The organism is Hamadaea flava, from assembly GCF_024172085.1.
GTDB lineage: Bacteria > Actinomycetota > Actinomycetes > Mycobacteriales > Micromonosporaceae > Hamadaea > Hamadaea flava.
Map to the genome: position 1 here is coordinate 1,594,909 of NZ_JAMZDZ010000001.1, position 23,596 is coordinate 1,618,504.

Genomic DNA, 23,596 nt, shown 5'->3' on the forward strand with positions numbered 1-23,596 from the left:
CCCGACCCGGCGGGCTCAGCCACTCTGGCGCGGCCATCCATTGATCCACTACAGTGCTTCAATGTTGATCTCCCGCCGATCTGTCCTCAACGGACTGATGGCCGCCCCGATCGCCGCCGCCGCCGGAGCCCTGATCGTGCCCGGCTCGGCCGCCGCCGCCCCCGCCTCCATCGACCGGACCGCTTTCAAGCTGCGCCGCCGCGCCGGTGCGTACGCCACCGCCATCGCCGGACTGGACGCCGCCCTGCCGAACGTCACCGTCCAGCACGTCCTCGACGACGCCAACCGCACCGCCACCCGGATCACCGCGAGCGAGGGCGCCGGGCTGGTCACCAACTTCGCCGCGGGATTCCACTTCGACAGCGGCGACGACGGCACCGCCGAGTGGACCCCGCAAGGGATCACGACCAGCTCCGACGCGTACGCCGACGGGCTCTACGAGGACCGCAAGGCGGTGCTCGTCAGCTGGTACTCCACCGGCGTGGACGGGGAGAAGGGCGTACGGGTCAGCTTCGTCGACCGCACCGACCCGCTGACCCCGAAGTATCGCCACGTGCTGCTCGTCGAGCCCTACACCTCGGGCGGCGTGCACTCCTTCCGCGCGATCAACGTGCACGCGGGCGGCATCTTCTGGTACGGCCACCACCTCTACATCGCCGACACCACGAAGGGGCTGCGGGTCTTCGACCTGAACCACCTCTGGCAGACCTCGACGTCCAGCTCCACCGCGTGCGGACGCCAGTCCGACGGCAGCTACCAGGCCTACGGGTACAAGTACGTCCTGCCGCAGGCGCTGGCGTACGACCAGGTCGGGTCGGCCTCGCTGACGTTCTCGTTCGTCTCGCTGGACCGCACCACCGCGCCGGACAGCATCCTGGTCGGCGAGTACGCGTACCCCGGCGCCGGAACCCGGCTGGTGCGGTGGAACATCGACTACACCGATCGCGAACTCGCCTACGACAGCGGTTCCACCACCGACGCGACGGCGAGCTGGGCGTACCGGGTGGACGTCACCTCGATGCAGGGCGCGCTCAGCCTCAACGGCAAGTACTTCCTGTCCACAAGCGACGGCGACGCCAACGAGGGCGACCTGGCGACCTGGAAGCCGGGCGGATCGGTGGCGATGAACTACGACTCGCTGCCGATCGGCAACGAGGATCTGACCTACCGCAGCAGCACCGACGAGCTGTGGACGGTCACCGAGTACGCCGGCAACCGGATGGCGATCTCAGTCACCGCCGGAGCCTTCTGACAGGGTGGTGAGGTCGGTGAAGAGGCGGCGGGCGGCGGCTGCGCACGCGGGCGAGACGAGGTCCATCGTGAGGAACCCGTGGACCAGCCCGGCCTCACACCGGTGCAGGGTCGGCACCCCGGCGCGCTGGAGGCGGTCGGCGTACTCGTCGCCCTCGTCGCGCAGCGGATCGTGTTCGGCCGTGACCACGATCGCGCGCGGCAGCCCGTGCAGATCCGCGTACAGCGGGCTCACCCGCGGGTCGGCCCGCCGCGCGGGGTCGGGGACCCACAGCTCCGCGCCCCACGCCACGTCGTCGGTGGCCAAGGCCCAGCCAGCTGCTTTGGTACGCGTACTGGGCCGGCTGAGCGTGAGATCCGTGTTCGGGTAGGCCAGGATCTGGGCGTCCGGCAACGCGGCGCCCTCGTCCCGCAGCCGCAGGCAGGCCAGCGTGGCGAGGGTGCCGCCCGCACTGTCGCCCATGACGAACACGGGTCCGCCCGCCTCGATCGCCTGACGCAGGACGGTCACGACGTCGTCCACCGCCGCCGGCCAAGGATGCTCTGGTGCGCGGCGGTAGTCGACGGCGATCACCGTCGCGCTCGTGGCCTCGGCGAGCAGCCGGCACGCCCGGTCGTGCGATTCCAGGTCGCCGATCACCCACATGCCGCCGTGCGCGTACACGATGGTGGCCCGGGACTCGGCCGGCCGGTAGACGCGGACGGCGACCTCGTCGATGTTCCGGTCGGAGACCTCGGCCAGGTCCGGGCCGGCCGGCCGGGCGGCGGCCCGCTGCCGTTGCCCGCTGCGGATCGCCGCCGCCCCGGCCGTCCGCGCGGGCGACCCCGGATTCTCCCGGAAGGCCGCCAGCCAGGCGGCGAGTTCGGCGTCGGCGAGCTGATCCATTCGGCCCATCCTGCCACCCGGATCTGCCGCCTTGATCCGTACCACCTGGATCACGGCGTGAAGCGGTACCCCATGCCGGGCTCGGTGAGCAGATGGCGCGGTCGCGACGGATCCGGTTCGAGCTTGCGGCGCAGCTGCGCCAGGTATTGCCGCAGATACTGGGTCTCCGTCGCGTACGTCGGGCCCCACACCTGCTGGAGCAGCTGACGCTGGGTGATCAGCATCCCGGGATTGCGGACCAGGGCCTCCAGCAGCAGCCACTCGGTCCGGGTGAGGTGCACCGTGTCGCCGGTGGCCGCGTCCGTCACGGTGTGGGCGGTCAGATCCACCTCGTACGCACCGATGCGCGCGGTCGCCGGAGCCTCCGTGCCGCCGAGCCGCCGGGTGACGGCGCGAAGGCGGGCAAGCAGCTCATCCATGTTGAACGGCTTGGTGACGTAGTCGTCGGCCCCGGCGTCGAGGGCGTCGACCTTGTCCGCGCTGCCCGCCCGGCCGGACACCACGATGATCGGCACCGGCGACCACGTACGCAGCTTACGGATCACCTCGACGCCGTCGACGTCGGGCAGGCCGAGGTCGAGCACGATGAGATCGGGGTGTTCGTTGGCCGCCGCGTGCAACGCCTGGGTGCCGTCGGCCGCCACCACGACCTCGTACTGCCGGGCGGTCAGGTTGATCCGCAACGCCCGCAGGATCTGCGGCTCGTCGTCGACGATGAGGACCCGGGTCACATATCCCCCTGTGGAAGCGCGATAGGCAGGCTCACGATCATCGTGACACCCCCGCCCGGGGTGGTCTGCGGTTCGACGCTGCCGTCCATCGCCTCGGCGAGTCCACGCGACAGCGCCAGGCCCAGCCCGACGCCGGTGGTGTTGTCCCGGTCGCCCAGCCGCTGGAAGGGCTGGAAGACGTTCGCCCGGTCCTCCGCCCGGATGCCCCGGCCGTGGTCGACGACCCGGATCTCCACCCGGTCGTCGTACTCGCTGGCGTGGACCGACGGCGGCCGGTCCGGCGGGCTGAACCGCAGCGCGTTGGCGAACAGGTTGGCCAGAATGCGTTCCAGCAGCGCCGGGTCGGCGGCGATCTCGGGCAGGTCGTCCGGCAGGTGCACCTCGACGGCGGCGGCAGAGGGGCCGAGATCTCGCAGGGCCAGCCCGGCGACCTCGCCGACGCTCGTCGGCTGAACGGCCATGCCGAGCGCACCGGCCTGCAACCGGCTCATGTCGAGGAGGTTGTCGACGAGCCGGGTCAGCTTGTCCAGCGACTCATCGGCGGCGGCCAGCAGCTCCCGCCGGTCCTCGTCGGCGAACTCCACGTCCGGGCTGCGCAGGCTGCCGACCGCTGCCTTCGCGGACGTCAACGGCGTACGCAGATCGTGGCTGACGGCCTGGAGCAGCGCCGTGCGTACGCGGTCGGCCTCGGCGAGCGGTCCGGCAGCGGCGGCCTGCGCGGCGAGGCGCTCCTGCCGCAGGGCGGTCGCGGCCTGCGCGGCGAACGCCTCCACCACTCGCTGGTCGCCCGCGTCGAGGGGATGTCCCTTGAGGACGAGCGCGAGATCGTCGTCGACCGGCACGTCCACGTCACCGTCGGCCGGGCTGACCGAGGGCTCGTTGCCGACGCTCGCGGCGACCTGCCACTTGGCCGGATCCCGGCGCATGTCCGGGGCGCTGGGCGTGTCCGGGCGGCGTTCCAGGAGGGTGACGCTGGCCAGGGTGAACGTCTCCCGCAGCTGCTCCAGCAGGGCCGGCAGCGGTCGCTCACCGCGCAGGACGCTCCCCGCGACGGTGGCCAGCGTCTGCGCCTCGGCTCGGGCGCGCGCCGCCTCAGCCGTACGCCGGGCGGCCAGGTCGACCGTGGCGCTCACGGCGACGGCGACGAGCACGAAGACGAGCAGCGCGAGCAGGTTCTCGTGCTCGGCGATCGTCCACTCGTGGATCGGCGGAGTGAAGTAGTAGTTGAGCACCAGGAAGCTGGCGACGGCGGCGACCACTGCGGGCCAGATCCCGCCGACGAGGCCGATGAGCACGACCGCCGAGAGGAAGATCAAGATCTCGCTGGGCAGGGACAGCACGCTGCGGGACTCGTCCAACGCGAAGGTGAGGATCGGCATCAGCAATGCCGTCAGGACGAAACCCGCGACCCGGCGTCGCCACGTCAACCCGCTGCCGAAGGTGAGTCGTCCGGAGAATCGGCGGCGACCGCGCTTGGTCTCCTCGTGGGTCACGAGGTGGACGTCGATCGGCCCGGACTCGGCGGTGGTGGTGACGCCGACGCCGGGTGAGAAGATCTGGGCGAACCGGCCTCGGCGGCTCGCGCCGAGCACGAGCTGGGTGGCGTTGACCGCCCGGGCGAAGTCGAGCAGGGCCGTCGGGATGTCGTCGCCGATGACCTGGTGATAACTGCCGCCGACCCCCTCCACCAGTACGCGCTGCCGGGCGAGGTTGGCCGGATCGGTTCCGGAGGCGAGCCCGTCGCTGCGGGCGACGTGGACGGCGAGCAGTTCGGCGCCCTTGGTCCGGTCGGCGATCCGCCCGGCCCGCCGGATCAGGGTGTCGCCTTCGGGGCCGCCGGTCAGCGCCACGACGACCCGTTCCCGGGCTTCCCAGACGCCGCCGATGTTGTGCTCGGCCCGATAGCGTTCGAGCTGGTCGTCCACCTTGTCAGCAAGCCACAGCAGGGCCAGTTCCCGTAGTGCGGTGAGGTTGCCGACCCGGAAGTAGTTGCCGAGCGCGGCGTCGACCTTCTCCGGCCCGTACACGTTGCCGTGGGCCATCCGGCTGCGCAGCGCCTCGGCCGTCATGTCGACCAGCTCGATCTGGGCCGCCTGCCGGACGACGGCGTCGGGGACGGTCTCCTGCTGATGGATCTTGGTGATCGCCTCGACGACGTCGTTCAACGACTCGATGTGCTGGATGTTGAGCGTGGTGATCACCGAGACGCCCGCGTCGAGCAGCTCGGTGATGTCCTGCCAGCGCTTGGCGTTGCGGCTGCCCGGCACGTTGGTGTGGGCGAACTCGTCGATCAACGCGACCGCGGGCCGCCGGGCCAGCACGGCGTCGACGTCCATCTCGGTGAACGTCGCCCCGCGGTACGCCATGGTCTTGCGCGCGACGACCTCCAGGTCGCCGATCATCGCCTCGGTCAGTCTGCGGCCATGCGTCTCCACGAGGCCGACGACGACGTCGGTCCCCCGTTCCCGGCGCCGGTTGCCCTCCTCGAGCATCTTGTAGGTCTTGCCGACCCCCGGCGCGGCCCCGAGATAGATCCGCAGGGTTCCGCGTGGCACCTGATCCTCCTTCTCATGATCATTGCGCCGGCCATGCCGCTTCAGCGGACGTTTCGCCGCGCGAACCCACATGGCTGGCGCAATGATCACGCTACTGCGGGTATGGGTAGTTTGCGTCTAGGGCGAGGTTGAGGAGGAGGACGTTGACGGCGGGTTCCCCCAGGAATCCCAGGGCACGCCCGGTGGTGTTGTCGTCGACGAGCTTCTGCACCTCGACAGGCGTGATGTTGCGGGCCTGGGCGACCCGGCCGATCTGCAGCTTCGCGTACGCCGGGCTGATCTGCGGGTCCAGGCCGCTGCCGCTGGCCGTGACCGCGTCCGCCGGGACCGCCGAGTCGGCCGGGGCGTCGCCCCGGATCGGCACGAGCACGCCCCCGGAGTAGTCCTCGCCGAACGTGGCGCACTCCACGGCCACGCCCTCGTAGGACGAGCGGAAGGGCGTCGCGGGGCAGCGCTGGTTGACGCTGACCACGCGGGTGACCTTGCCGGTCAGGCCGTCGCTGTGAAAGACCCGGAGCACCGCGCCGAGCCCGTCGGCGGTGCAGTACGGCCGGCTGCCGTCCACGCCTTCCAGCTCGCCGACGGCCTTGCTTCGCGAGCAGACCTGCGACAACAGGCTCAGCGAGCTGCCGTCACCGGCCTCGGAGTTCGGGTCCAGGGCCGGGTCGCCGAGGGTGTCCTCGATCGATTCCGGGCCGAGGTTGCTCGCACTGGTCGAGTCCGGGTCGTAGCCGTCGCCCGCGGCCGACGGCCGCGACTGGAAGTACTGCTTCAGCGCGTTGCCCTGATCGTCGGTGAACAGCTGCCCGACGATCTCGCTACCGACCGGCTTGCCGTTCGCGGTCACGACCGAGCCGTTCGCCTTGTCCCGCAACCCGGGCAGCTGGGCCACCCCGGTCACCACCAACGGGTACGCGATGCCGAGGAGCACGGTGAAGGCGAGTACCGCCCGCAGTGCCGCCAAATGTTGTGAAACCCATGAAGGAAGTCGCATTGCCTTACATCCCCGGCAGATTGAGCCAACTGGAGAGGCTCTGAATGAGAAGGTCGATGAGTTTGATGCCGATGAACGGCGCGACGACGCCGCCCAGGCCGTAGATCCACAGGTTGCGCCGCAACATCTCCGCCGCGCCACCGGGCCGATACCGCACACCGCGCAGGGCGAGCGGGATCAGCAGCACGATGATGATGGCGTTGAAGATGACGGCCGACAGGATCGCCGACTGCGGGCTGTGCAGCCGCATGATGTTCAGCGCGTCGAGGGACGGGTAGACCGCCGCGAACATCGCCGGGATGATCGCGAAGTACTTGGCGATGTCGTTGGCGATCGAGAACGTCGTCAGGGCGCCCCGGGTGATCAGCAGTTGCTTGCCGATCTCGACGATCTCGATGAGCTTGGTCGGGTCGGAGTCGAGGTCGACCATGTTGCCGGCCTCTTTCGCCGCGGACGTGCCGGTGTTCATCGCCACCCCGACGTCGGCCTGCGCCAGCGCCGGCGCGTCGTTGGTGCCGTCACCGGTCATCGCGACGAGCTTGCCGCCCTCCTGCTCCTTCTTGATCAGGGCGAGCTTGTCCTCGGGAGTCGCCTCGGCGAGGAAGTCGTCCACCCCGGCCTCGTCCGCGATCGCCCTGGCGGTCAGCGGGTTGTCGCCGGTGATCATGACGGTGCGGATGCCCATGGCGCGCATCTCGTCGAAGCGCTCCCGCATGCCCTGTTTGACGACGTCCTTGAGGTGGATGACGCCCAGGGCCCGGGCCGGCTGCCCGTCGACGTGTTCGGCGACGACCAATGGCGTACCGCCGCTGCCGCTGATCCCGTCGACCATGGGGCCGACCTCGTCGGTCGGGTGGCCGCCGTTATCGCGTACCCACTTCATGACCGCAGTCGCGGCACCCTTGCGGATGCGCCGCGTGGAGCCGTTCTCGGTCACGTCCACGCCGGACATCCGGGTCTGCGCCGTGAACTCCACCCACGTCGCGTGGGTCAGCTCGCCCGGCTCGCGCTCGCGCAGGCCGTACTGCTGCTTGGCGAAGACCACGATGGACCGGCCTTCAGGCGTCTGGTCGGCCAGGCTGGACAGCTGGGCGGCGTCGGCGAGCAGGTCTTCGGAGACGTCGGTGACCGGGGTGAACTCGCCGGCCTGCCGGTTGCCCAGGGTGATGGTGCCGGTCTTGTCCAGCAGCAGGGTGTTGACGTCGCCGGCGGCCTCGACCGCTCGGCCGGACATGGCCAGCACGTTGCGCTGTACGAGCCGGTCCATGCCCGCGATGCCGATCGCGGACAGCAACGCGCCGATCGTGGTCGGGATGAGGCAGACCAGCAGCGAGACGAGCACGATGCCGGTGACGCCGTCGGCGTTGATCGCCAGGGTGTCGGGTGCGGCCCCCTGCCAGTTCTTGGCGTAGATCGCCATCGGCTGCAAGGTGACGGTGGCCAGCAGGAAGATGATCGTCATCGCGGCGAGCAGGATGTTCAGCGCGATCTCGTTCGGCGTCTTCTGCCGGTTGGCCCCCTCGACCAGGGCGATCATCCGGTCGATGAAACTCTCCCCTGGCTTCTGGGTGATCTTCACGACGATCCGGTCCGAGAGGACCTTCGTGCCGCCGGTGACGGCGCTGCGGTCTCCGCCGGACTCCCGGATGACCGGGGCCGACTCGCCGGTGATCGCCGACTCGTCGACGCTGGCGATGCCCTCGACGACGTCGCCGTCACCGGGGATGATCTGGCCCGCCTCGACGACCACGAGGTCGCCGAGCGTCAGGGCGGTCGCGGCGACCGCCTCTTCGCGGGTCTCCGTCTGGCCGGGCTGCCAGCCGATGAGCTTGCGGGCCATCGTCTGGGTCTTGGCCTTGCGCAGGGTGTCGGCCTGCGCCTTGCCTCGGCCCTCGGCGACCGCCTCGGCCAGGTTGGCGAAGACGACGGTCAACCAGAGCCATACGACGATCGCCCAGGCGAAGAAGCTCGGGCCGGCCAGCGCCAGCACGGTGGTGAACACCGCGCCGATCTCGACGATGAGCATGACGGGGTTACGCCACAGCGTGACCGGGTTGAGCTTGCGCAAGGCGTCCGGAAGGGAGTTCAGCATCTGCCGGGGGTCGAGCAGACCGCCGGAGACGCGATTCTTAGCAGACACGGGGTTTCCTTGAAAGCACGGGTGTGGAAGGGAAGGCCGTCAAGGCCTGACCGGTGCGGCGGGAGCAACGGGCGGAACCACCGCGATGGCACGACATGATGTTGATGATCATCAGCGGAGTCCTTCCGCCAGCGGGCCGAGGGCCAACGCGGGGAGGAAGGTGAGCGCGACGAGGATGATCGTCACGCCGGCCACCATGCCGATGAACAGCGGTTTGTGGGTCGGGAGGGTGCCTGCGGAGGCCGGGGTCGGTTTCTGCCGGGCGAGCGATCCGGCCATGCCGAGCACGAAGATGATCGGCAGGAACCGGCCGAACAACATCGCCAGCCCGAGCGCGGTGTTCCACCAGGGGGTGTTGACCGTGATGCCGGCGAACGCGGAGCCGTTGTTGTTGGCCGCCGAGGTGAACGCGTAGAGCACTTCGGAGAAGCCGTGCGGGCCGACGTTGAGCTGGGTCGACCAGTTGCCGGTCGCCATCGCCGCGGCCGTGCCGATGAGCACGATCGCCGGGGTGACGAGGAAGTACAGCGACGCGAACTTCATCTCGCGGGCGCCGATCTTCTTGCCGAGGTACTCCGGGGTGCGCCCGACCATGAGGCCGGCCACGAACACCGTGATCACGGCGAGGACGAGCATGCCGTAGAGGCCCGTGCCCGTGCCGCCGGGCGCGACCTCGCCCAGCATCATGTTGAACAAGGTGACCGCGCCGCCGAGGGACGTGTAGGAATCGTGGAACGAGTCCACGGCACCCGTCGAGGTCAGCGTCGTCGCGGAGGCGAAGGTCGCCGAGTTGGCGACGCCGAACCTGGTCTCGACGCCCTCCAGGGCCGCGCCGACCGCGTTCGGGACGGTGCCGGCGTGCGCCAGCTGCGCCCAGTTGATGAGCACGACGCTGCCGATCGCCAGGATCGCCATGACCGAGACGATGGCCAGGCCCTGCCGCTTGTCGCCGACCATCCGGCCGAAGACCCGCGGAATCGAGAAGCCGATCATCGTGAGCAGGTAGATCTCGATCCAGTTGGTCCAGCTCGTCGGGTTCTCGAACGGATGCGCGCTGTTGACGTTGTAGAAGCCGCCGCCGTTGGTGCCCAGCAGCTTGATGACCTCCTGGCTGGCCACGCCGCCCCCGGTGAGGTGCTGCGACGCCCCGTTCAGCGTGGTCACGTCGGTGCCGTTGCTGAAGTTCTGCACGACGCCTCCGGCGATCAGGATGATCGCGAAGACGACGGCCACCGGCAGCAGCACTCGGATCACCGTCCGGGTCAAGTCGACCCAGAAGTTGCCCAGCTGATCGGTCTTGCTGCGGGCAAAGCCGCGCACGACCGCCAGGGCGACCGCGATGCCGACCGCCGCCGAGACGAAGTTCTGCACCGCCAGGCCGGCCGCCTGCGTCGCGTGCGACATCGTCGACTCGCCGGAGTACGCCTGCCAGTTGGTGTTGGTGGTGAAGCTGACCGCCGTGTTCCAGGCCAGTTCGACCGGCACGGCGGTGAAGTCGGTACCGAACTGCCAGATCTTGTCCTGGAACCGCTCGAAGGCGTACAGGAAGAGCAGGGACAGCGCCGAGAAGGCCAGCACGCTGCGGGCGTACGTGGTCCACTTCTGCTCGGCTGCGGGGTCGACCCCGATCGTCTTGTAGACGCCGCGCTCGACGACCAGGTGCTTGGTCGAGGTCAACGCCCGATACATGTAGTCGCCGAAGAAGCGGTACGACACCGCCAGGGCGGCGATCAGCGAGACGATGAAGACAACGCCCGCCGTAGTTGTGGACATCTAAAACTTCTCCGGTTTGATGAGGGCGAAAACCAGGAATGCCGCCAGCACGACCGCGAGGACCAGGCCGGCCACGTTCGACGCGCTCACAGCCGTTCCACTCCCTTGACCAGCAGACCCATGGCGACGAAAGCCGCCACCGTGATCAGCACGTACGCCACGTCAGGCATCGTGCTCGTCCTCCTCGATGTCAGCGGCCGCTGTTCGGCCGCGCCACCGAAGTCAAGCGCCGGGGGAACCGGGCGGACAGAGGTCCTTACGCGTTCTTGACGCGCGGCCGGGGTTTCTTGACGGTTCGTTGACGACCTGGTGCTCGTGGCTCACTCGGGCGCTTCATGATCAGGGTCAGTTTCGTGGTGCTATAGCACCACAAAAGTTCCCCTGATCATGGGGAGGCGCCGCATCCCCGCTAACGCCGTGTCAAGATCCGCGCCGGAGCCGTTAAGAACGCGTCAAGATCGCCGCTGCCGCACTCCTGACGGCCTTGACTGGAAGCGTGTTCGAGGTGTTCAAGCGCCTGGTGGTGGGCCGGCCCCTCCGCAGCGACCGGCTCGGCGAGCAACTGCTCTCCAAGCGGATCGCGCTGCCGGTCTTCGCCAGCGACCCGCTCTCCTCCGTCGCGTACGCCACGCAGGAGATCCTGCTGGTCCTGACGCTGGGCGGATTGGCGTACCTGTATCTAGCGCCGTGGGTGGGGCTGGGTGTCATCGTGCTGCTGGCCGTCGTCGTGCTGTCGTACCGGCAGGTGGTGCGGGCGTACCCCAGTGGCGGCGGCTCGTATGAGGTGGCGAGCAGCAACCTCGGGCCGTCGGCCGGTCTCGTCGTGGCCGCCGCGCTGCTCGTCGACTACGTGATGACCGTGGCCGTGTCGGTGGCGGCGGGCGTGGACAACATCATCTCGGCGTTCCCGGACCTGAACCCGTGGCGGGTGCCGGTCAATCTCGCCTTCGTCGCCGTGCTCATGGCGTTGAACCTGCGCGGGGTCAAGGAGTCCGGCCGGATCTTCGCGGTGCCGACCTACATGTTCGTCGCCGGCGTCCTGGTCATGATCGTGACCGGTGCCGTACGCGTCGCCTTCGGAGACGCACCGGTCGCCGAGAGCGCTGCGTTCGGCGTCGTGCCCGAACCGGGGCACACCGGGTTGTCCGGACTGGCGTTGCTGTTCCTGGCGTTGCGCGCCTTCTCATCGGGCTGCACCGCGTTGACCGGAGCCGAGGCGATCTCCAACGGCGTACCGGCGTTCAAACCGCCCAAGGGCGACAACGCCGCCCGGACGATGGCCGCCATGGGCCTGCTGTCGATCGTCATGTTCGGCGGCATCACGGCGCTGGCGATGATCTCGAAGGTGCACTACGTCGAGAACACCTGTGACCTCGTCGGATATCCGGGCAACTGCGCTACCGCGGCGCAGCGTACGGTGATCGCCCAGCTCGCCTCGGCGATCTTCGGCGGGTCCGGCTCGATCGGCTTCTACTACATCCAGGCCGCGACCGCGTTGATCCTGATCCTCGCGGCGAACACCGCGTTCAACGGCTTCCCGCTGCTGGGCTCGATCCTCGCCGAACACCGGTATCTGCCGCGTCAGTTGCACACCCGCGGCGACCGGCTGGCGTACTCGAACGGGATCATCCTGCTGGCCGTCGTCGCCGGGGCGCTGATCTACGCGTACGAGGGGTCGGTCACGAGCCTGATCCAGCTCTACATCCTCGGTGTGTTCACTTCGTTCACCCTGTCGCAGACCGGGATGGTCCGGCACTGGAACAAGCTGCTGCGGGTCGAACGCGATCCGGGACAGCGACGGCGGATGCACCGGTCGAAGGCGATCAACGCGGTCGGCGCCTGCTTCACCGGGTTAGTGCTGATCATCGTCACCGTCACCAAGTTCACGCATGGTGCGTACCTCGTGGTCATCGCGATCCCGGTGCTGTTCGCGATGATGCGGGCGATCCGCCGGCACTACGACCGGGTGGCGACGGAGCTGACGCCCGAACCGGGCGGCATGCTGCTGCCGCCGCGCATCCACGCGGTGGTGCTGGTCTCGCGGCTGCACCGGCCGACGATCCGCGCACTGGGTTTCGCCCGCGCGACCCGGCCGGACACGCTGACCGCGCTGACGGTGGCGATCACCCCCGACGAGGTACGCCAGTTGCAGGCCGAATGGGAGGCCCACGACATCCCGGTGCCGCTGACCATCGTGGACTCGCCCTATCGCGACATCACCGGCTCGGTGCTGACGTTCGTCGCACGGCTGCACGCGGAGCATCCGCAGGATCTGATCTCGATCTACATCCCCGAATACGTGGTCGACCGCTGGTGGGAGCATCTGCTGCACAACCAGTCCGCGTTGCGGCTCAAGGCCCGGCTGCTCTACAAGCGCGGGGTGATGGTGACCAGCGTGCCCTGGCAGCTCGACTCGACCGGCGCGCCGACTGCGATCCCGGCCGAGCTGCCTACTCCGGCCGGGCACACGAGTTAACTTGGCGGAGATGAGCGACGCGCAGCCTGGACCACCGCCCGCCGTCCAGGCCCGGCGGCGGGTCCGGACAGGCGCGCTGGTCGCCCTGGTCTGCCTGGCCGCGCTGACGGCGATCCTGCTGCCGATGCGCGATCACGTCTCGCTGGCCGGCGTGATCCTGCTGTACCTGGTGGTGGTCGTCGTGACGGCCATCGTGGGCGGGCTGGCCGTCTCGCTCGCGGCGGCGGTCGCGGCGAATCTGCTGATCAACTTCTTCTTCGTGCCGCCCTACCACACCTTCCGGGTGGCCAGCGGCGACAACGTGATCACCCTGGTCGTGTCGGTCGCGGTCGCGATCACCGTCAGCGTCGCGATGGACCTCGCCGCCCGGCAGCGCGCGGAAGCCGCGCGTACCGGGGTCGAGGCCGCCCTGCTCGCGCGGATCAGTGCGGAGCCGGTGGCCGCCGGATCCACGGACTCTCTTCTTACCCGGGTACGCCAGACGCTGCGCATGGATGCCGCCGCTCTCGTCGAGACCGATCCGGCCGGCATCGATCACGTCGTGGCGCAGTCGGGCCGGGGCCTGACCGGGGAGCCGGTGTTGACCGTGCCCGCCGGACCCGGGCTGAAGCTCGTCGTCGAGGGACCTGAGATCTTCGCCCCCGATCCCCGGTTCCTCGTCCGCATCGCCGCCGCGTCGGCCCGGGTGCTGCAGGCCGAACGCCTGGCGGAGGAGGCCGCCCAGGCCCGGGAACTGGCCGCGATCGACCGGCTGCGGTCGGCGCTGCTCGCGGCGGTCGGCCACGATCTGCGTACGCCGTTGGCCGGGATCAAGGCGGGCGTGTCGAGCCTGCGTGATCCGGAGTTGCGGCTCGGTCCCGGGGAGCAGGCCGAGCTGCTGGAGACGATCGAGGAGTCCGCCGACCGGATGGCCGACCTCGTCGAGAACCTCCTCGCGATGAGCCGTCTTCAGGCGGGTGCGCTCAGCGTCGACGCCCGGCCGACCGCCGTCGACGAGGTGGTGGCGTCCGCCATGTTGCACCAACCCGAGCCGCAGGCGGCGGTGACCGTCGACGTCTCCGACGACCTGCCGTTGGCGTACGCCGATCCCGGTCTGCTCGAACGCGTCGTCGCCAACCTCGTCGTCAACGCCGTGCATCACAGCCCACCCGGTACGCCGATCCTGGTGACCGCGTCGGCTGGGGAACGGACGCTCGACCTTCGGGTGATCGACCATGGGCCGGGCATTCCCGAGGCCGACCGCGATCGGCTGTCCGCGCCGTTCCAGCGGCTCGACGATCGCACCACCACCGGCGGGCTCGGCCTCGGCCTGGCGATCGCCCGCGGTTTCACCGAGGCGATGGGCGGCACGCTGTCCTTCTCGGACACACCCGGCGGCGGTCTCACGGTGACCGTCGGCCTGCCGCTCGCCCGCACTCCGGGCGCCGATGATGGAATCGTTCCGTGACTCGGGTGCTGGTCGTCGACGACGACCGTCAACTGCTGCGGGCGTTGCGCATCGCCTTGTCCGCCCGGGGCTACGAGGTCGTGGTCGCCCCGGACGGCGCGACAGGGCTGGCCGCCGCCCAGCAGAATCCGCCCGACCTGGTGATCGTGGACCTCGGCCTGCCCGACCTGGACGGGGTCGCCGTCGTGGAGGCGATCCGGGGCTGGTCGAGTGTGCCGATCCTGGTGCTGTCGGCCCGGCTCACCGAGCAGTCGAAGATCAACGCGCTGGACGCCGGGGCCGACGACTACGTCACGAAGCCGTTCGGCATGGGCGAGCTGCTCGCTCGTATCCGGGCGGCGATGCGGCGTACGACGCCGGCGGAGTCCCCTGCCGTCGTGACGACGACCGCGTTCTCCGTCGACCTGGCCGCCAGACGAGCCATGGCCGCGGACGGAGCCGAGGTCCGGCTGACGCCGACCGAGTGGCATCTGCTGGAGATGCTGCTGCGCAATCCCGACCGGCTGATCACTCATCAGCAGCTGCTGCAGGAGGTCTGGGGACCGCGCTACCGCACCGAGACCAACTACCTGCGCGTGCACATGGCCAACCTGCGCCGGAAGCTGGAACCGGACCCGAGCCGGCCGCGCTATCTGCGTACGGATCCGGGCCTCGGCTATCGCTTCGTCCCCGACCCGGCCTGATCCAGCCTGATCCGCCCTGATCCGCCCTGACCAGCCCAGCTCAGCGGGGATCAGAACGCTCCCGCGATCCCCTTGCCGACCAGGACCACGCCGATGACCAGCAGCAGGACGAACATGACAGTGGCGTTGTTTTCCTGCAGCCAGACCTTGAGCCGGTCGAGTGGCGCTCGCATCCGGCTGCGCGCCACCGCGTACGCGAGGACCGGGACGGCGACGGTGCAGCCCGCGATGATCGTGAAGACGACGACGGCGACGGCCTGCTGCCCGCCGGACAAGGCGGCCGCGCCGATGGCGACCCCGGCAGCCGCGCACATCGCCAGGTTCTTGGGGTTGATCGCCGACAGGGCGAAGCCGAGACCGAGTGCCTTGGCCGCGGTGAACTCGTCGATCGCGGCCATCCACTTGGGCAGCTCCGCCCGGGTTCCAGGCGCCGGCCGGGACCGCCACTGATTCACGGCGAGCAACAGCATCACCACGCCCAGGAGGAGCTTGACCCACGCCGCGCCGGTCGAACCGCCGCTGTCGGCGTCCAGGTCGGACGCCGTCGCGAGCCACCGGAACACCACGGTGGCGACCACGATCCCGAGCAGCCAGCCGAGCAGAAACCCGAAGCTCGCGCCACCGGCTCGCGGGGCGAACAGCATCAGGATCACGGCGATGATCGGAACGGGGCTGATCGCGACGCCGAGCGCGAGTGGCAGCAGGTCGCCGACCACCTCCCCCACGGCTACGACCGCTTCCCGGCGACCGGCTCGATCTCGCCGGGCCGCCAGGACTTGTCGAACCACGACTCCAGCGGCCCGTACAGCCGCAGCATCACGAACCAGCCTTTGCCCGGGACGGTCTGGATCCAGTTGGGCGATCCATCGGACGGCGGGTTCGGCCCGAAGTAGACGTCCGCGCTGCCGTCCGGATTTGTCGCCGTCTTCGGGTCGAGGCTGGACACTGAGGGGTACGGGTTGTCGGTCCGCAACAGCGACCGGGTCTGGGTGTCGTAGACGCAGACCGACCAGAAGTTCTTCGCCGGTACGCCCGGCGGCAGGTGCAGCCGGTAGTCCTTCGCGCCGTCGAGCCAGCTGCCGTCGCTGTCCTCGGCCGTGTACGCGTACTGCGAACCCGCGCCGACCGAGGCGGCCGCCATCGCCGGGGTGATGACGGTCGCGAAGTAGTGGAAGAGCGCTCGGGCGTCGAGCAGCCGGGCGCCGTCGCGGAGGAACTCGTAGCTGCCGCCGACGAAGGCCTGCTTCCACGAGGAGCCCTCGTAGTAATAGCTGTCCGGGTCTCGGGGCTTGTAGACGAGCGCGCGGGCGATGGCCGCGCCGAGCGGGGCGGCCTTGGCCAGGATGCCGCGCAGTCGCTCATCGGGGGCGAACGGCCGGCCCTTGACGATGCCGATCGCGGCCAGGATGCCGCGGCGCTCCGGGTCCAGGCTGTCCAGCGGCTCCTCCTGGACGATGGCGTCGACTTCCTCGTAGAACGTGAAGTCGTTGGCGTGCACCGTGTTGTGCGGGGTGTCGGTGATGTCGACGAACCGGGTCGGCGGCGGATCGGCGGCCTTGGCGAGCGGATAGATCTTGATCGTCTTGATCGCCGGTACGCCTTCCAGCGCCCGGAACACCGCCCAGTTCGTGAAGGTCGGCGTACGCCGGACGAGGTAGCCGTCCGGCAGCGGTTCGTCGTAGCCCGGCGGCACGATGAGGTACTTCCCGCCCGCGCCCTGGTCCTCGCCCGCGATCCCCATGTCGGTGACGTAGCGGAACCAGAAGTCGTCGACGACGCAGAGCGACTTCGGCGGGGCCTCGATGACCACCGGTCCGTCGGCGTGCAGATCGAGGAACGCGTGGGCGTACGTGGTGTCGGTGTTGGGCGTCAGGTAGAGGCTCGTGGAGTTGGCCCGGGGGTCGGTGATGCCCACCGTCGCCGTGCTCGTCATCCCGATGGCGCGTACGCCGTTGCGCATGGCCGACAGCGCCGCGCCCGGCATCGCGACCAGGAACGCCTCGACGCCGCGCAGCAGGTCCAGGACGTCGTAGAGCGAACGGACGCTGTCGAGCGACGGCACTCCGTCGATGAAGGAGAACTCCCCCACCGCCGTACGCAGCTCGTTCGGCAGCGCGATGCTGTCCAGCGTCTGCTGATCGATGCCAGTACCGACGCTCATGCCGATGCTCATGTCGAAGCCCCCCGGAACACCCGACAAACTGAGCCCTAGATTACGGGCAAATGTCCCTTCTTCGGGGCGTTTCAGGTGCGCTCGGCGACCAGGTGCTCGGCCGGTTCGGTCATTGGCTCCGTCACCGGCTCGGTCACCGCTCTCCGCGTACGAGTGAATCCCCAGCCGACGAGAACCGCCGCCAGCACGGTGAGCGCGAGGCTCGCGAGCGTGGTGGCCGCGCGGAACTCGGCGGTCTGGTGCGGGCTCCAGCCGGACGAGGCGATGTCGCCGGTGAACCAGGCCGCGAGGATGGTGCCGACAACGGCGATGCCGACGCCGGAGGTGACCTCGGTCGCGGTGTCGGTGAGCGCGACGCCGATCGTCGTCCGGCTTTCCGGCAGGCCCCGGAGCACGTTGACCGCCGCGACGACGCCGACCACGCGAATCCCCGCCGCGACGAGCACGAGGGCGAGCGCGACCCAGCCGTAGCCGCTCCGGCCGAGCAGACAGTAGACGGCGAGTCCGGCGACCACGGAGACGGCGCTGAGCCAGCCGGCCCGTTCGAGACCGACACGGCGCACGAGCGGGTTGACGAAGGCGCTGCCCGCGAGGAGGACCACGACCTGCGGCAGCATGCCGAGGGCGGCGAGCACGGGCGGCCAGCCCCAGTCGAGTTGGAGTTGCAGCGTGACCAGGTAGGTCAGGCCCGCCGTCGCCAGCCCGGCGGCGGCCTTGAACGCCAGGCCGCTGGAGACGAGCGGATTGGCCAGCAGCGCCAGGTCGAGCAGTGGGTGGCGCGCCGTACGCTCGCGGCGGACGAAGAGGACCGCGCCGGTGACGGCCGCAGTGGTGACCGCCCAGGGGACCCACGATCCGGCGCCCTCGTCGACGAACAGCGTCGGCGCGAGGAGCGCGAACACGATGGTCACGGTGCCCAATGCCGCGCCCTGGACGTCGATCGGATCGCGGTGCCGGTCGGCCGGGTCGTCCGGCGCGATGCCGAACCGTACGCCGAGGATCGCGAGCGCGGCGATCGGCACATTCACCAGCAGCAGCACCTGCCACGGCGCGACCGCGAGCACCAGACCGCCCACGGTCGGGCCGATCGCCAGCCCGGCCAGGCCGACGGTCGAGATCAGCGTGGTGGCGCTGACGCGGAGGCGGTCCTCGTCGAACAGCCGGAAGGCCAGCGCCATCGAACCTGGGGTGGTCATCGCGGCCGCGATCCCGGTCGCGACACGTACGGCGATCAGCTGTTCGGCGGTGGTGACGAACGCGGTCGCCAGGCTCGCCACGGCGAGCAGGGTCAGCCCGGCGATCATGACGCGCCGGCGGCCGAACCGGTCGGCGATCGCGCCGAAGGCCAGCATCAGCCCGCCGAACACGACGGCGTACGCGCCGGTGACCCACTGCACGGCTGTTGTGGAGGCGTGCAGGTCGCGGCCGATCGTGGGCAGCGCGACAGTCAAGATCGAGTTGTCGAGCATCTCGAAGAGGAAGACCGCGGACAGCCCGGCCAGGGCGACCCAGGCCTCCCGGAGGGATCGAGGTGAGCGGTTCATGTCGCCAGTCTAGAACACCGTTCGTATTCATGCGAACGGTGTTCCTAGTTTTGCCGAACACCGTTCGCCTGTCCGCTAGACTCTCCCCATGTCACCGACTCCGCAGGAACGGCGCGCGGCACGGCATCAGCTCGGCGCCGAGTCGAGTACGCCCAAGGCCCGGCGCGGACCGTCCGGCGGCCGGAAAGCCCCCATCACGGTCGAAACCCTCGTCGACACCGCGTTCGGCATCGTCGCCCAGGAGGGCTACGAAGCACTGACGATGCGACGGCTCGCCACCGCACTGGAGACGGGACCCTCGTCGCTGTACGCCCACGTGGTCAACAAGGAGGATCTGGACGAGCTGCTCATCGGGCGGTTGTGCGCGGAGATCCGCCTGCCGGAGCCGGATCCCGCCGCGTGGCGCGAGCAGATCATCAGCGTCTGCACCCAGCTCCGGGACCAGTATCTGCGGTATCCGGGCGTCTCCCGGGCCGCGTTCGCCGCCGCGCCGTCCAACTTGGAGACGCTGCGGGTCGCCGAGGGCATGCTGGCCATCCTGCTCGCGGGCGGGGTCGAGCCGCAGACGGCCGCCTGGGCGATCGATGCGCTGCTGCTCTACGTCAACGCGTACAGCTTGGAGGTCTCGCTGGTCGACCGGCGGGTGAGCCGCAGTGACGACAACTGGGTAGTCGGCCGGGACGAGCTGCTGCGCCGGTTCGCCGACCTGCCGGACTCCTTCCCGCAGACCAAGCGGTACGCCGCTGAGCTGACCGCTGGAACGGTCGACGACCGGTTCCGCTTCACCCTCGGCCTGATGATCGACGGCCTCTCCAAGGATGAACGAAATAGGTAGTTTGAGCCGGTATCTGCCCGGGTAGCCGCTCAGGCATGACCACACCGCTGCGCCTGGCGTTGATCTCCGAACACGCCAACCCGATGGCCCCGCCCGGCGGCGTGGACGCCGGCGGCCAGAACGTCCACGTCGAGGCGCTGGCCACCGCGCTGGGGCGGCGCGGCCACGAGGTCACGGTCTACACCCGACGCGACGGTCCCCACCTGCCGGAGACCATGACCGCGCCAGGCGGCTTCCGGGTGGTGCACGTCCCCGCCGGCCCCGCCGAACGCATCCCGAGAGACGCCCTGCTGCCGTTCATGGGCGAATTCGGCCGCCGCCTCGCCGAGCGATGGTCCGTCGACGCCCCGGACGTCGTGCACGCGCACTTCTGGATGAGCGGCGTCGCCGCGCTGGAGGCCGCGAAGGTACGCCTGAGCGAGCCGATTCCGCTGGTGGCCACGTTCCACGCGCTCGGCACGGTCAAGCGCCGCATGCAGGGCGCCGCCGACACCAGCCCGGCAGACCGGGTCGGCTTGGAGACCATGGTCGCCACCAGCGCCGACCGCGTCATCGCGCAGAGCGCCGACGAAGTCGCGGAACTCCGGCGCGTAGGCGTACGCCGGAAGCGGATCGCCGTCGTCCCGTCGGGTGTGGACACCGAGCACTTCCGTCCGGCCGACGGCGAACCGGCGGCGCGCACGGACGGGCCGCACGCCCGGCTGCTGAGCGTCGGCCGGCTCGTGCCCCGCAAGGGGTACGCCGACATCATCCGCGCGCTGCGGACGGTGCCCGACGCCGAACTCCTCATCGCCGGCGGTCCGGCCCAAGGGCATCTCGGCCGCGACCCGGAGGCTCGGCGGCTGGTGGAGGCGGCGATCGAGGCGGGCGTCGGCGACCGGCTGCGGCTGCTCGGCGCGGTGGACCGCTGGCGGATGCCGGCCCTGTACCAGGCCGTCGACGTCGTCGTCTGCGCTCCGGCGTACGAGCCGTTCGGGATGACTCCGCTGGAGGCGATGGCCTGCGGCACCCCGGTCGTCGCGTACGCCGTCGGCGGATTGACCGACTCGGTGGTCCACGGCGCGTCCGGGCTGCTCGTCGAACCCGGCAACGTGCCCCGGCTGGCGGGCGCGATCCGGCAGCTGCTCGACGACGAACCACTGCGGTACGCGTACGCGGCGGACGGTCTACGACGCGTACGCGGGCGGTATCCGTGGACGCGGATCGCCGGGCAGGTCGAAGCGGTCTACCGATCGGTGCGAGTCTCCGAAGACAGCCTGGCCACCGCGAGGTGATCGGCACCACGCTTCGGTTGTCGGCATTCGAGGTTTAGGGATTCAAGGCGATTTGGTGCTCTTCCCGATGGGTACAGGACTTGCGTAACAAGCCCAGCCACCTCCGGGCGGCCCGGCCGGATCGGGTGATGACAACGACCCTGACGACGGTGACTCGACAGAACGTGCGGACCGGTGTCTACGAACTCCGGCCCATGGGCTCGCTCGACCTCGCCGGCGCCGCGTCGCTCCGCCGATCCGTCTTGAAGGTGCTGCCGGAACAGCCCCGGGCGCTGCTGCTCGGACTGGATGGAGTGGACGTCGGCAACCCGGTCAACCTGGCCGTCCTGCCCAGCCTCGACAAGCGCGCGATGCTCGACTGCGGCATCCGCCTCCAGTGCTACGCCGACCCCACGTCGGAGACCGGTCGTCTGATTCACGAGGGCATCGGATGGCGTGTCGCCCTGCATGCCGATCGCACGGCGGCGTTGGCGACGGCCGATCGGAAGACCGCCGGCTCGCATCGGGCGTACCGGCATCTGGAGCCCGGTCCGGACGCGGTCCGGCAAGCCCGGGCGATCACCCTCGACTGCTGCCGCCGCTGGGACCTCCCCCACGTCGCCGACACCGCCCAGCTCATCGTCTCCGAACTGGTCACCAACGCGGTCCAGCACGCTCAGACCGAGATGGACCTGGTCCTCACTCATCGTGGGCCACGCCTGCACCTACAGGTACGCGACACCGCCTACGCCCCGGCGCTGTTCCCGATCGAGCCGTTCACCAGTCTCGTCTACCGAGTCGGCGACGACCGGATCGGCGGGCGCGGCCTCATGCTCGTCGCGATGCTCTCGACCGCTTGCGGCACGAATGTCGGAACCAACGCGAAGACCGTGTGGGCTACGTTGCAAGTACGCCCGGCGGCCTAACCACCGTTGAAATGATCCGACTCCATCACGAGAATGGCTCCGATCACCTCCGCGGCGCTGGACACCAGCGGGGTGCAGACGACGCGTACCTCGATCTGCCGGCCCCGCCGGTTGACCGCGGGCAGCTGAGTCTCCTGCGGCTGAGGCTCGCCGTTGAGGACCTTGCGGATCGCCGGGCGGAGTTGTTCGACCGGCAGCCCGATGTCGAGGTTGAGGAAGTGCTCGCCGATCGCCTCCTCCTTTCGCAGCCCCCAGAGATCCTCAGCGCGCCGGTTCCAGACCTGCACCACGAGGTCCCGGCTGAGCACGGTGACCCCCGCCCGGAGGCTGGTCAGCACGGCCTCCAGGAACAGGTTCGCCTCGTCCAGCTCGTTGGTGCTCGAGCGGAGCTGGTCGTTGATGCTCTGCAGCTCGTCGTTGGTGGACTGAAGCTCCTCGTTCATCGTCTCCAGTTCCTCGTTGGTGGACTGAAGCTCCTCGTTGGTCGTCTCCAGCTCCTCCACCGTGGACTGGAGTTCCTCGTTCGTGGTCTCCAGCTCCTCGTTGGTCGACTGCAACTCCTCGTACGCCGTCTCCAGCTGCCGGTTGGCGTGTTCGAGGTCTTCCTGCAACCGCCGGGCCCCGGTCACGTCGTGGAAGACCAGCGCGGTGCCGAGCAACCCGCCGTCGGCGTCGACGAGCGGATGAAGCTGAACCTCCAGGTGCACCGAATCGCCGGGGCCACGCATGTACTCGACGTCGCCGGCGCGCGTCATCCGGCGCTCCACCTGCGTCTGCTCGATGAATCGGCGCAGTTCCAGGGGCCGATAGGAGACGTCGAGGTCCCGGAACGGCCGGCCGATGTCCCGGCTGGTCACCCCGAACAGCGCCTCGGCCTGCCGGTTCGCCAGCGCGACCAGCCCGTCCGCGGTCACCACGATCTGCGCCACCGGGCTGGCCTGGAACGCCTCGTTGCGCAGCTGGTCGATCGGCCCGACCTCGGCCCGCACCGGGACGTGCGGGACGTCGACGAGCATCGCGCCATTGGTCTGCAAGAACCGCGGCACCTTGCGGAACACCCGGCGCTTCAAGTCGATCGGCGCGAACAGGCTCGTGTGGCTCAGCAGCATCTCAGCCTTGCCCAGGAAGAGCACGCCGCCCTCGCCGAGCGCGAAGTGGAACCGGGACAGGATGCGCGCCTGCGTCTCGGCGTTGAAGTACATCAGGGTGTTCCGGCAGACCAGCAGGTCGATCCGGGAGATCGGGGCGTCCTGGATCAGGTCGTTGCGCCCGAAGATCACCGACCGTCGGAGGTCCTTGCGGAAGACGTACCGCCCGCCGGTCACCTCGAAGTAGCGCTCTACCAGCTCGGGCGGAAGGGCGCTCACGTCCTTCTCGGTGTAGCTGGCCTGACGCGCCTGGGCCAGGCCCTCCTCGTCGACGTCGGTCGCGTAGATCTTGACCCGTTGCCGGAACTCGTCCGGTCCGAGCACCTCGGCCAGCATGATCGCCAGCGTGTACGCCTCCTCGCCGGAGGCGCAGCCGGCGCTCCAGACGCGTACGGGAGAGTCGGCGGCCTTGGTCAGCAGCAGCGGGCGAACGACCTCGTTGCGCAGGAACTCCCACGAGTCGGCGTCGCGGAAGAACCCGGTGACATTGATCAAGATAGTGTTGAACAACGCCGTGAACTCGTCCGGATGCAGCTCCAGGTAGTCCTGATACTCGCCGTAGTCCTCGATGTCGACCTGCGTCATCCGCCGGCCGACCCGGCGCATCAGACTGGACCGCTTGTAGCCGGTGAAGTCGAAGCCGCGAGCGTCCTTCAGATACGTCAGCAGCGCTTCGAACTGGGGATCTGCCTGGATCATCATCGCCAACGCCCTTCGGGCATACGCCTTACGCCCGAGTACCGTACTCCATCGACCGGGCCGCGCGCCCTAGCCTGACGTA

Annotated in this window: 18 protein-coding genes; 7 read left to right on the top strand and 11 right to left on the bottom strand. The window is 69.5% G+C overall.

Annotated elements, in window-relative coordinates; translation table 11 throughout:
- The first annotated feature begins 61 nt into the window (after window positions 1–61).
- Window positions 62–1,252 carry a hypothetical protein gene (locus HDA40_RS07670; protein WP_253753392.1) on the top strand — a complete coding sequence of 397 codons (1,191 nt, stop codon included), beginning with the start codon at window positions 62–64 and terminating at the stop codon, window positions 1,250–1,252.
- Here the strand turns inward: HDA40_RS07670 and HDA40_RS07675 are convergent.
- The 7 genes from HDA40_RS07675 to kdpF form a co-directional block, all read right to left on the bottom strand.
- A complete protein-coding gene (locus tag HDA40_RS07675) occupies window positions 1,229–2,137 on the bottom strand; it encodes an alpha/beta hydrolase (protein ID WP_253753394.1) in 909 nt (302 codons plus the stop codon). The two genes, HDA40_RS07670 and HDA40_RS07675, sit on opposite strands and share 24 nt — an antisense overlap.
- A 50-nt stretch (window positions 2,138–2,187) precedes the next feature.
- A complete protein-coding gene (locus tag HDA40_RS07680) occupies window positions 2,188–2,868 on the bottom strand; it encodes a response regulator (protein ID WP_253753396.1) in 681 nt (226 codons plus the stop codon).
- Entirely contained in the window at window positions 2,865–5,423 is a 2,559-nt protein-coding gene (locus tag HDA40_RS07685; RefSeq protein WP_253753398.1) for a DUF4118 domain-containing protein, read from the bottom strand. Before HDA40_RS07685 ends, HDA40_RS07680 begins: the two co-directional genes overlap by 4 nt.
- A 91-nt stretch (window positions 5,424–5,514) precedes the next feature.
- The gene (locus HDA40_RS07690; protein WP_253753400.1) at window positions 5,515–6,417 is read right to left on the bottom strand and encodes a potassium-transporting ATPase subunit C; all 903 of its coding nucleotides are present in this window, start codon (window positions 6,415–6,417) and stop codon (window positions 5,515–5,517) included.
- Window positions 6,418–6,421: 4 nt separating this feature from the next.
- Window positions 6,422–8,509 (bottom strand): potassium-transporting ATPase subunit KdpB, encoded by a 2,088-nt coding sequence (kdpB, locus tag HDA40_RS07695; protein ID WP_253763589.1) that lies wholly within the window; start codon window positions 8,507–8,509, stop codon window positions 6,422–6,424.
- A gap of 159 nt (window positions 8,510–8,668) precedes the next feature.
- Window positions 8,669–10,330, bottom strand: coding sequence for a potassium-transporting ATPase subunit KdpA (gene kdpA, locus HDA40_RS07700; RefSeq protein ID WP_253753402.1), 1,662 nt, complete (start codon window positions 10,328–10,330; stop codon window positions 8,669–8,671).
- Window positions 10,331–10,420, bottom strand: a complete 90-nt coding sequence (kdpF, locus tag HDA40_RS07705) for a K(+)-transporting ATPase subunit F (protein ID WP_253753405.1) — start codon at window positions 10,418–10,420, stop codon at window positions 10,331–10,333.
- Between the two features lie 406 nt (window positions 10,421–10,826).
- Here kdpF and HDA40_RS07710 point away from each other — a divergent pair, with 406 nt between their 5' ends.
- From HDA40_RS07710 to HDA40_RS07720, 3 genes are read left to right on the top strand one after another with little or no spacing between them, the layout of a single operon-like run.
- Window positions 10,827–12,806 (top strand): APC family permease, encoded by a 1,980-nt coding sequence (locus HDA40_RS07710; RefSeq protein ID WP_253753407.1) that lies wholly within the window; start codon window positions 10,827–10,829, stop codon window positions 12,804–12,806.
- Window positions 12,807–12,816: 10 nt separating this feature from the next.
- Window positions 12,817–14,253: a sensor histidine kinase gene (locus tag HDA40_RS07715; RefSeq protein WP_253753409.1), complete on the top strand. Its 1,437-nt coding sequence runs from the start codon at window positions 12,817–12,819 to the stop codon at window positions 14,251–14,253.
- Window positions 14,250–14,936: a response regulator gene (locus HDA40_RS07720; RefSeq protein ID WP_253753411.1), complete on the top strand. Its 687-nt coding sequence runs from the start codon at window positions 14,250–14,252 to the stop codon at window positions 14,934–14,936. Before HDA40_RS07715 ends, HDA40_RS07720 begins: the two co-directional genes overlap by 4 nt.
- A 50-nt stretch (window positions 14,937–14,986) precedes the next feature.
- Here HDA40_RS07720 and HDA40_RS07725 read toward each other — a convergent pair whose 3' ends face one another.
- The 3 genes from HDA40_RS07725 to HDA40_RS07735 form a co-directional block, all read right to left on the bottom strand.
- Window positions 14,987–15,661 carry a GAP family protein gene (locus tag HDA40_RS07725; protein ID WP_253753413.1) on the bottom strand — a complete coding sequence of 225 codons (675 nt, stop codon included), beginning with the start codon at window positions 15,659–15,661 and terminating at the stop codon, window positions 14,987–14,989.
- A 2-nt stretch (window positions 15,662–15,663) separates the two neighbouring features.
- Window positions 15,664–17,097: a DUF1254 domain-containing protein gene (locus tag HDA40_RS07730; protein WP_253753415.1), complete on the bottom strand. Its 1,434-nt coding sequence runs from the start codon at window positions 17,095–17,097 to the stop codon at window positions 15,664–15,666.
- Between the two features lie 83 nt (window positions 17,098–17,180).
- Complete coding sequence (locus HDA40_RS07735) at window positions 17,181–18,653, bottom strand: MFS transporter (RefSeq protein ID WP_253753417.1); 1,473 nt, start codon at window positions 18,651–18,653, stop codon at window positions 17,181–17,183.
- Window positions 18,654–18,741: 88 nt separating this feature from the next.
- Here HDA40_RS07735 and HDA40_RS07740 point away from each other — a divergent pair, with 88 nt between their 5' ends.
- The 3 genes from HDA40_RS07740 to HDA40_RS07750 all read left to right on the top strand — a co-directional run bounded on the left by HDA40_RS07740 (window position 18,742) and on the right by HDA40_RS07750 (window position 21,667).
- Window positions 18,742–19,488, top strand: coding sequence for a TetR/AcrR family transcriptional regulator (locus HDA40_RS07740; RefSeq protein WP_253753419.1), 747 nt, complete (start codon window positions 18,742–18,744; stop codon window positions 19,486–19,488).
- Window positions 19,489–19,535: 47 nt separating this feature from the next.
- On the top strand, window positions 19,536–20,762 hold the full coding sequence (locus HDA40_RS07745; protein ID WP_253763590.1) for a glycosyltransferase: 1,227 nt from the start codon (window positions 19,536–19,538) through the stop codon (window positions 20,760–20,762).
- A gap of 128 nt (window positions 20,763–20,890) precedes the next feature.
- Entirely contained in the window at window positions 20,891–21,667 is a 777-nt protein-coding gene (locus HDA40_RS07750; protein ID WP_253753421.1) for an ATP-binding protein, read from the top strand.
- On the opposite strand, the gene HDA40_RS07755 is transcribed toward HDA40_RS07750, so the two are convergent.
- On the bottom strand, window positions 21,664–23,517 hold the full coding sequence (locus tag HDA40_RS07755; protein ID WP_253753423.1) for a CheR family methyltransferase: 1,854 nt from the start codon (window positions 23,515–23,517) through the stop codon (window positions 21,664–21,666). The two genes, HDA40_RS07750 and HDA40_RS07755, sit on opposite strands and share 4 nt — an antisense overlap.
- Window positions 23,518–23,596 lie beyond the last annotated feature (79 nt).

Bases quoted from the DNA above. Each gene is read 5' to 3' on its own strand.
- HDA40_RS07670 (WP_253753392.1), top strand. From the start codon at position 62: ATGTTGATCTCCCGCCGATCTGTCCTCAACGGACTGATGGCCGCCCCG.
- HDA40_RS07675 (WP_253753394.1), bottom strand. From the start codon at position 2,137: ATGGATCAGCTCGCCGACGCCGAACTCGCCGCCTGGCTGGCGGCCTTC.
- HDA40_RS07690 (WP_253753400.1), bottom strand. From the start codon at position 6,417: ATGCGACTTCCTTCATGGGTTTCACAACATTTGGCGGCACTGCGGGCG.
- kdpB (WP_253763589.1), bottom strand. From the start codon at position 8,509: ATGCTGAACTCCCTTCCGGACGCCTTGCGCAAGCTCAACCCGGTCACG.
- kdpA (WP_253753402.1), bottom strand. From the start codon at position 10,330: ATGTCCACAACTACGGCGGGCGTTGTCTTCATCGTCTCGCTGATCGCC.
- HDA40_RS07715 (WP_253753409.1), top strand. From the start codon at position 12,817: ATGAGCGACGCGCAGCCTGGACCACCGCCCGCCGTCCAGGCCCGGCGG.
- HDA40_RS07730 (WP_253753415.1), bottom strand. From the start codon at position 17,097: ATGAGCGTCGGTACTGGCATCGATCAGCAGACGCTGGACAGCATCGCG.
- HDA40_RS07735 (WP_253753417.1), bottom strand. From the start codon at position 18,653: ATGAACCGCTCACCTCGATCCCTCCGGGAGGCCTGGGTCGCCCTGGCC.
- HDA40_RS07740 (WP_253753419.1), top strand. From the start codon at position 18,742: ATGTCACCGACTCCGCAGGAACGGCGCGCGGCACGGCATCAGCTCGGC.
- HDA40_RS07750 (WP_253753421.1), top strand. From the start codon at position 20,891: ATGACAACGACCCTGACGACGGTGACTCGACAGAACGTGCGGACCGGT.
- HDA40_RS07755 (WP_253753423.1), bottom strand. From the start codon at position 23,517: ATGATGATCCAGGCAGATCCCCAGTTCGAAGCGCTGCTGACGTATCTG.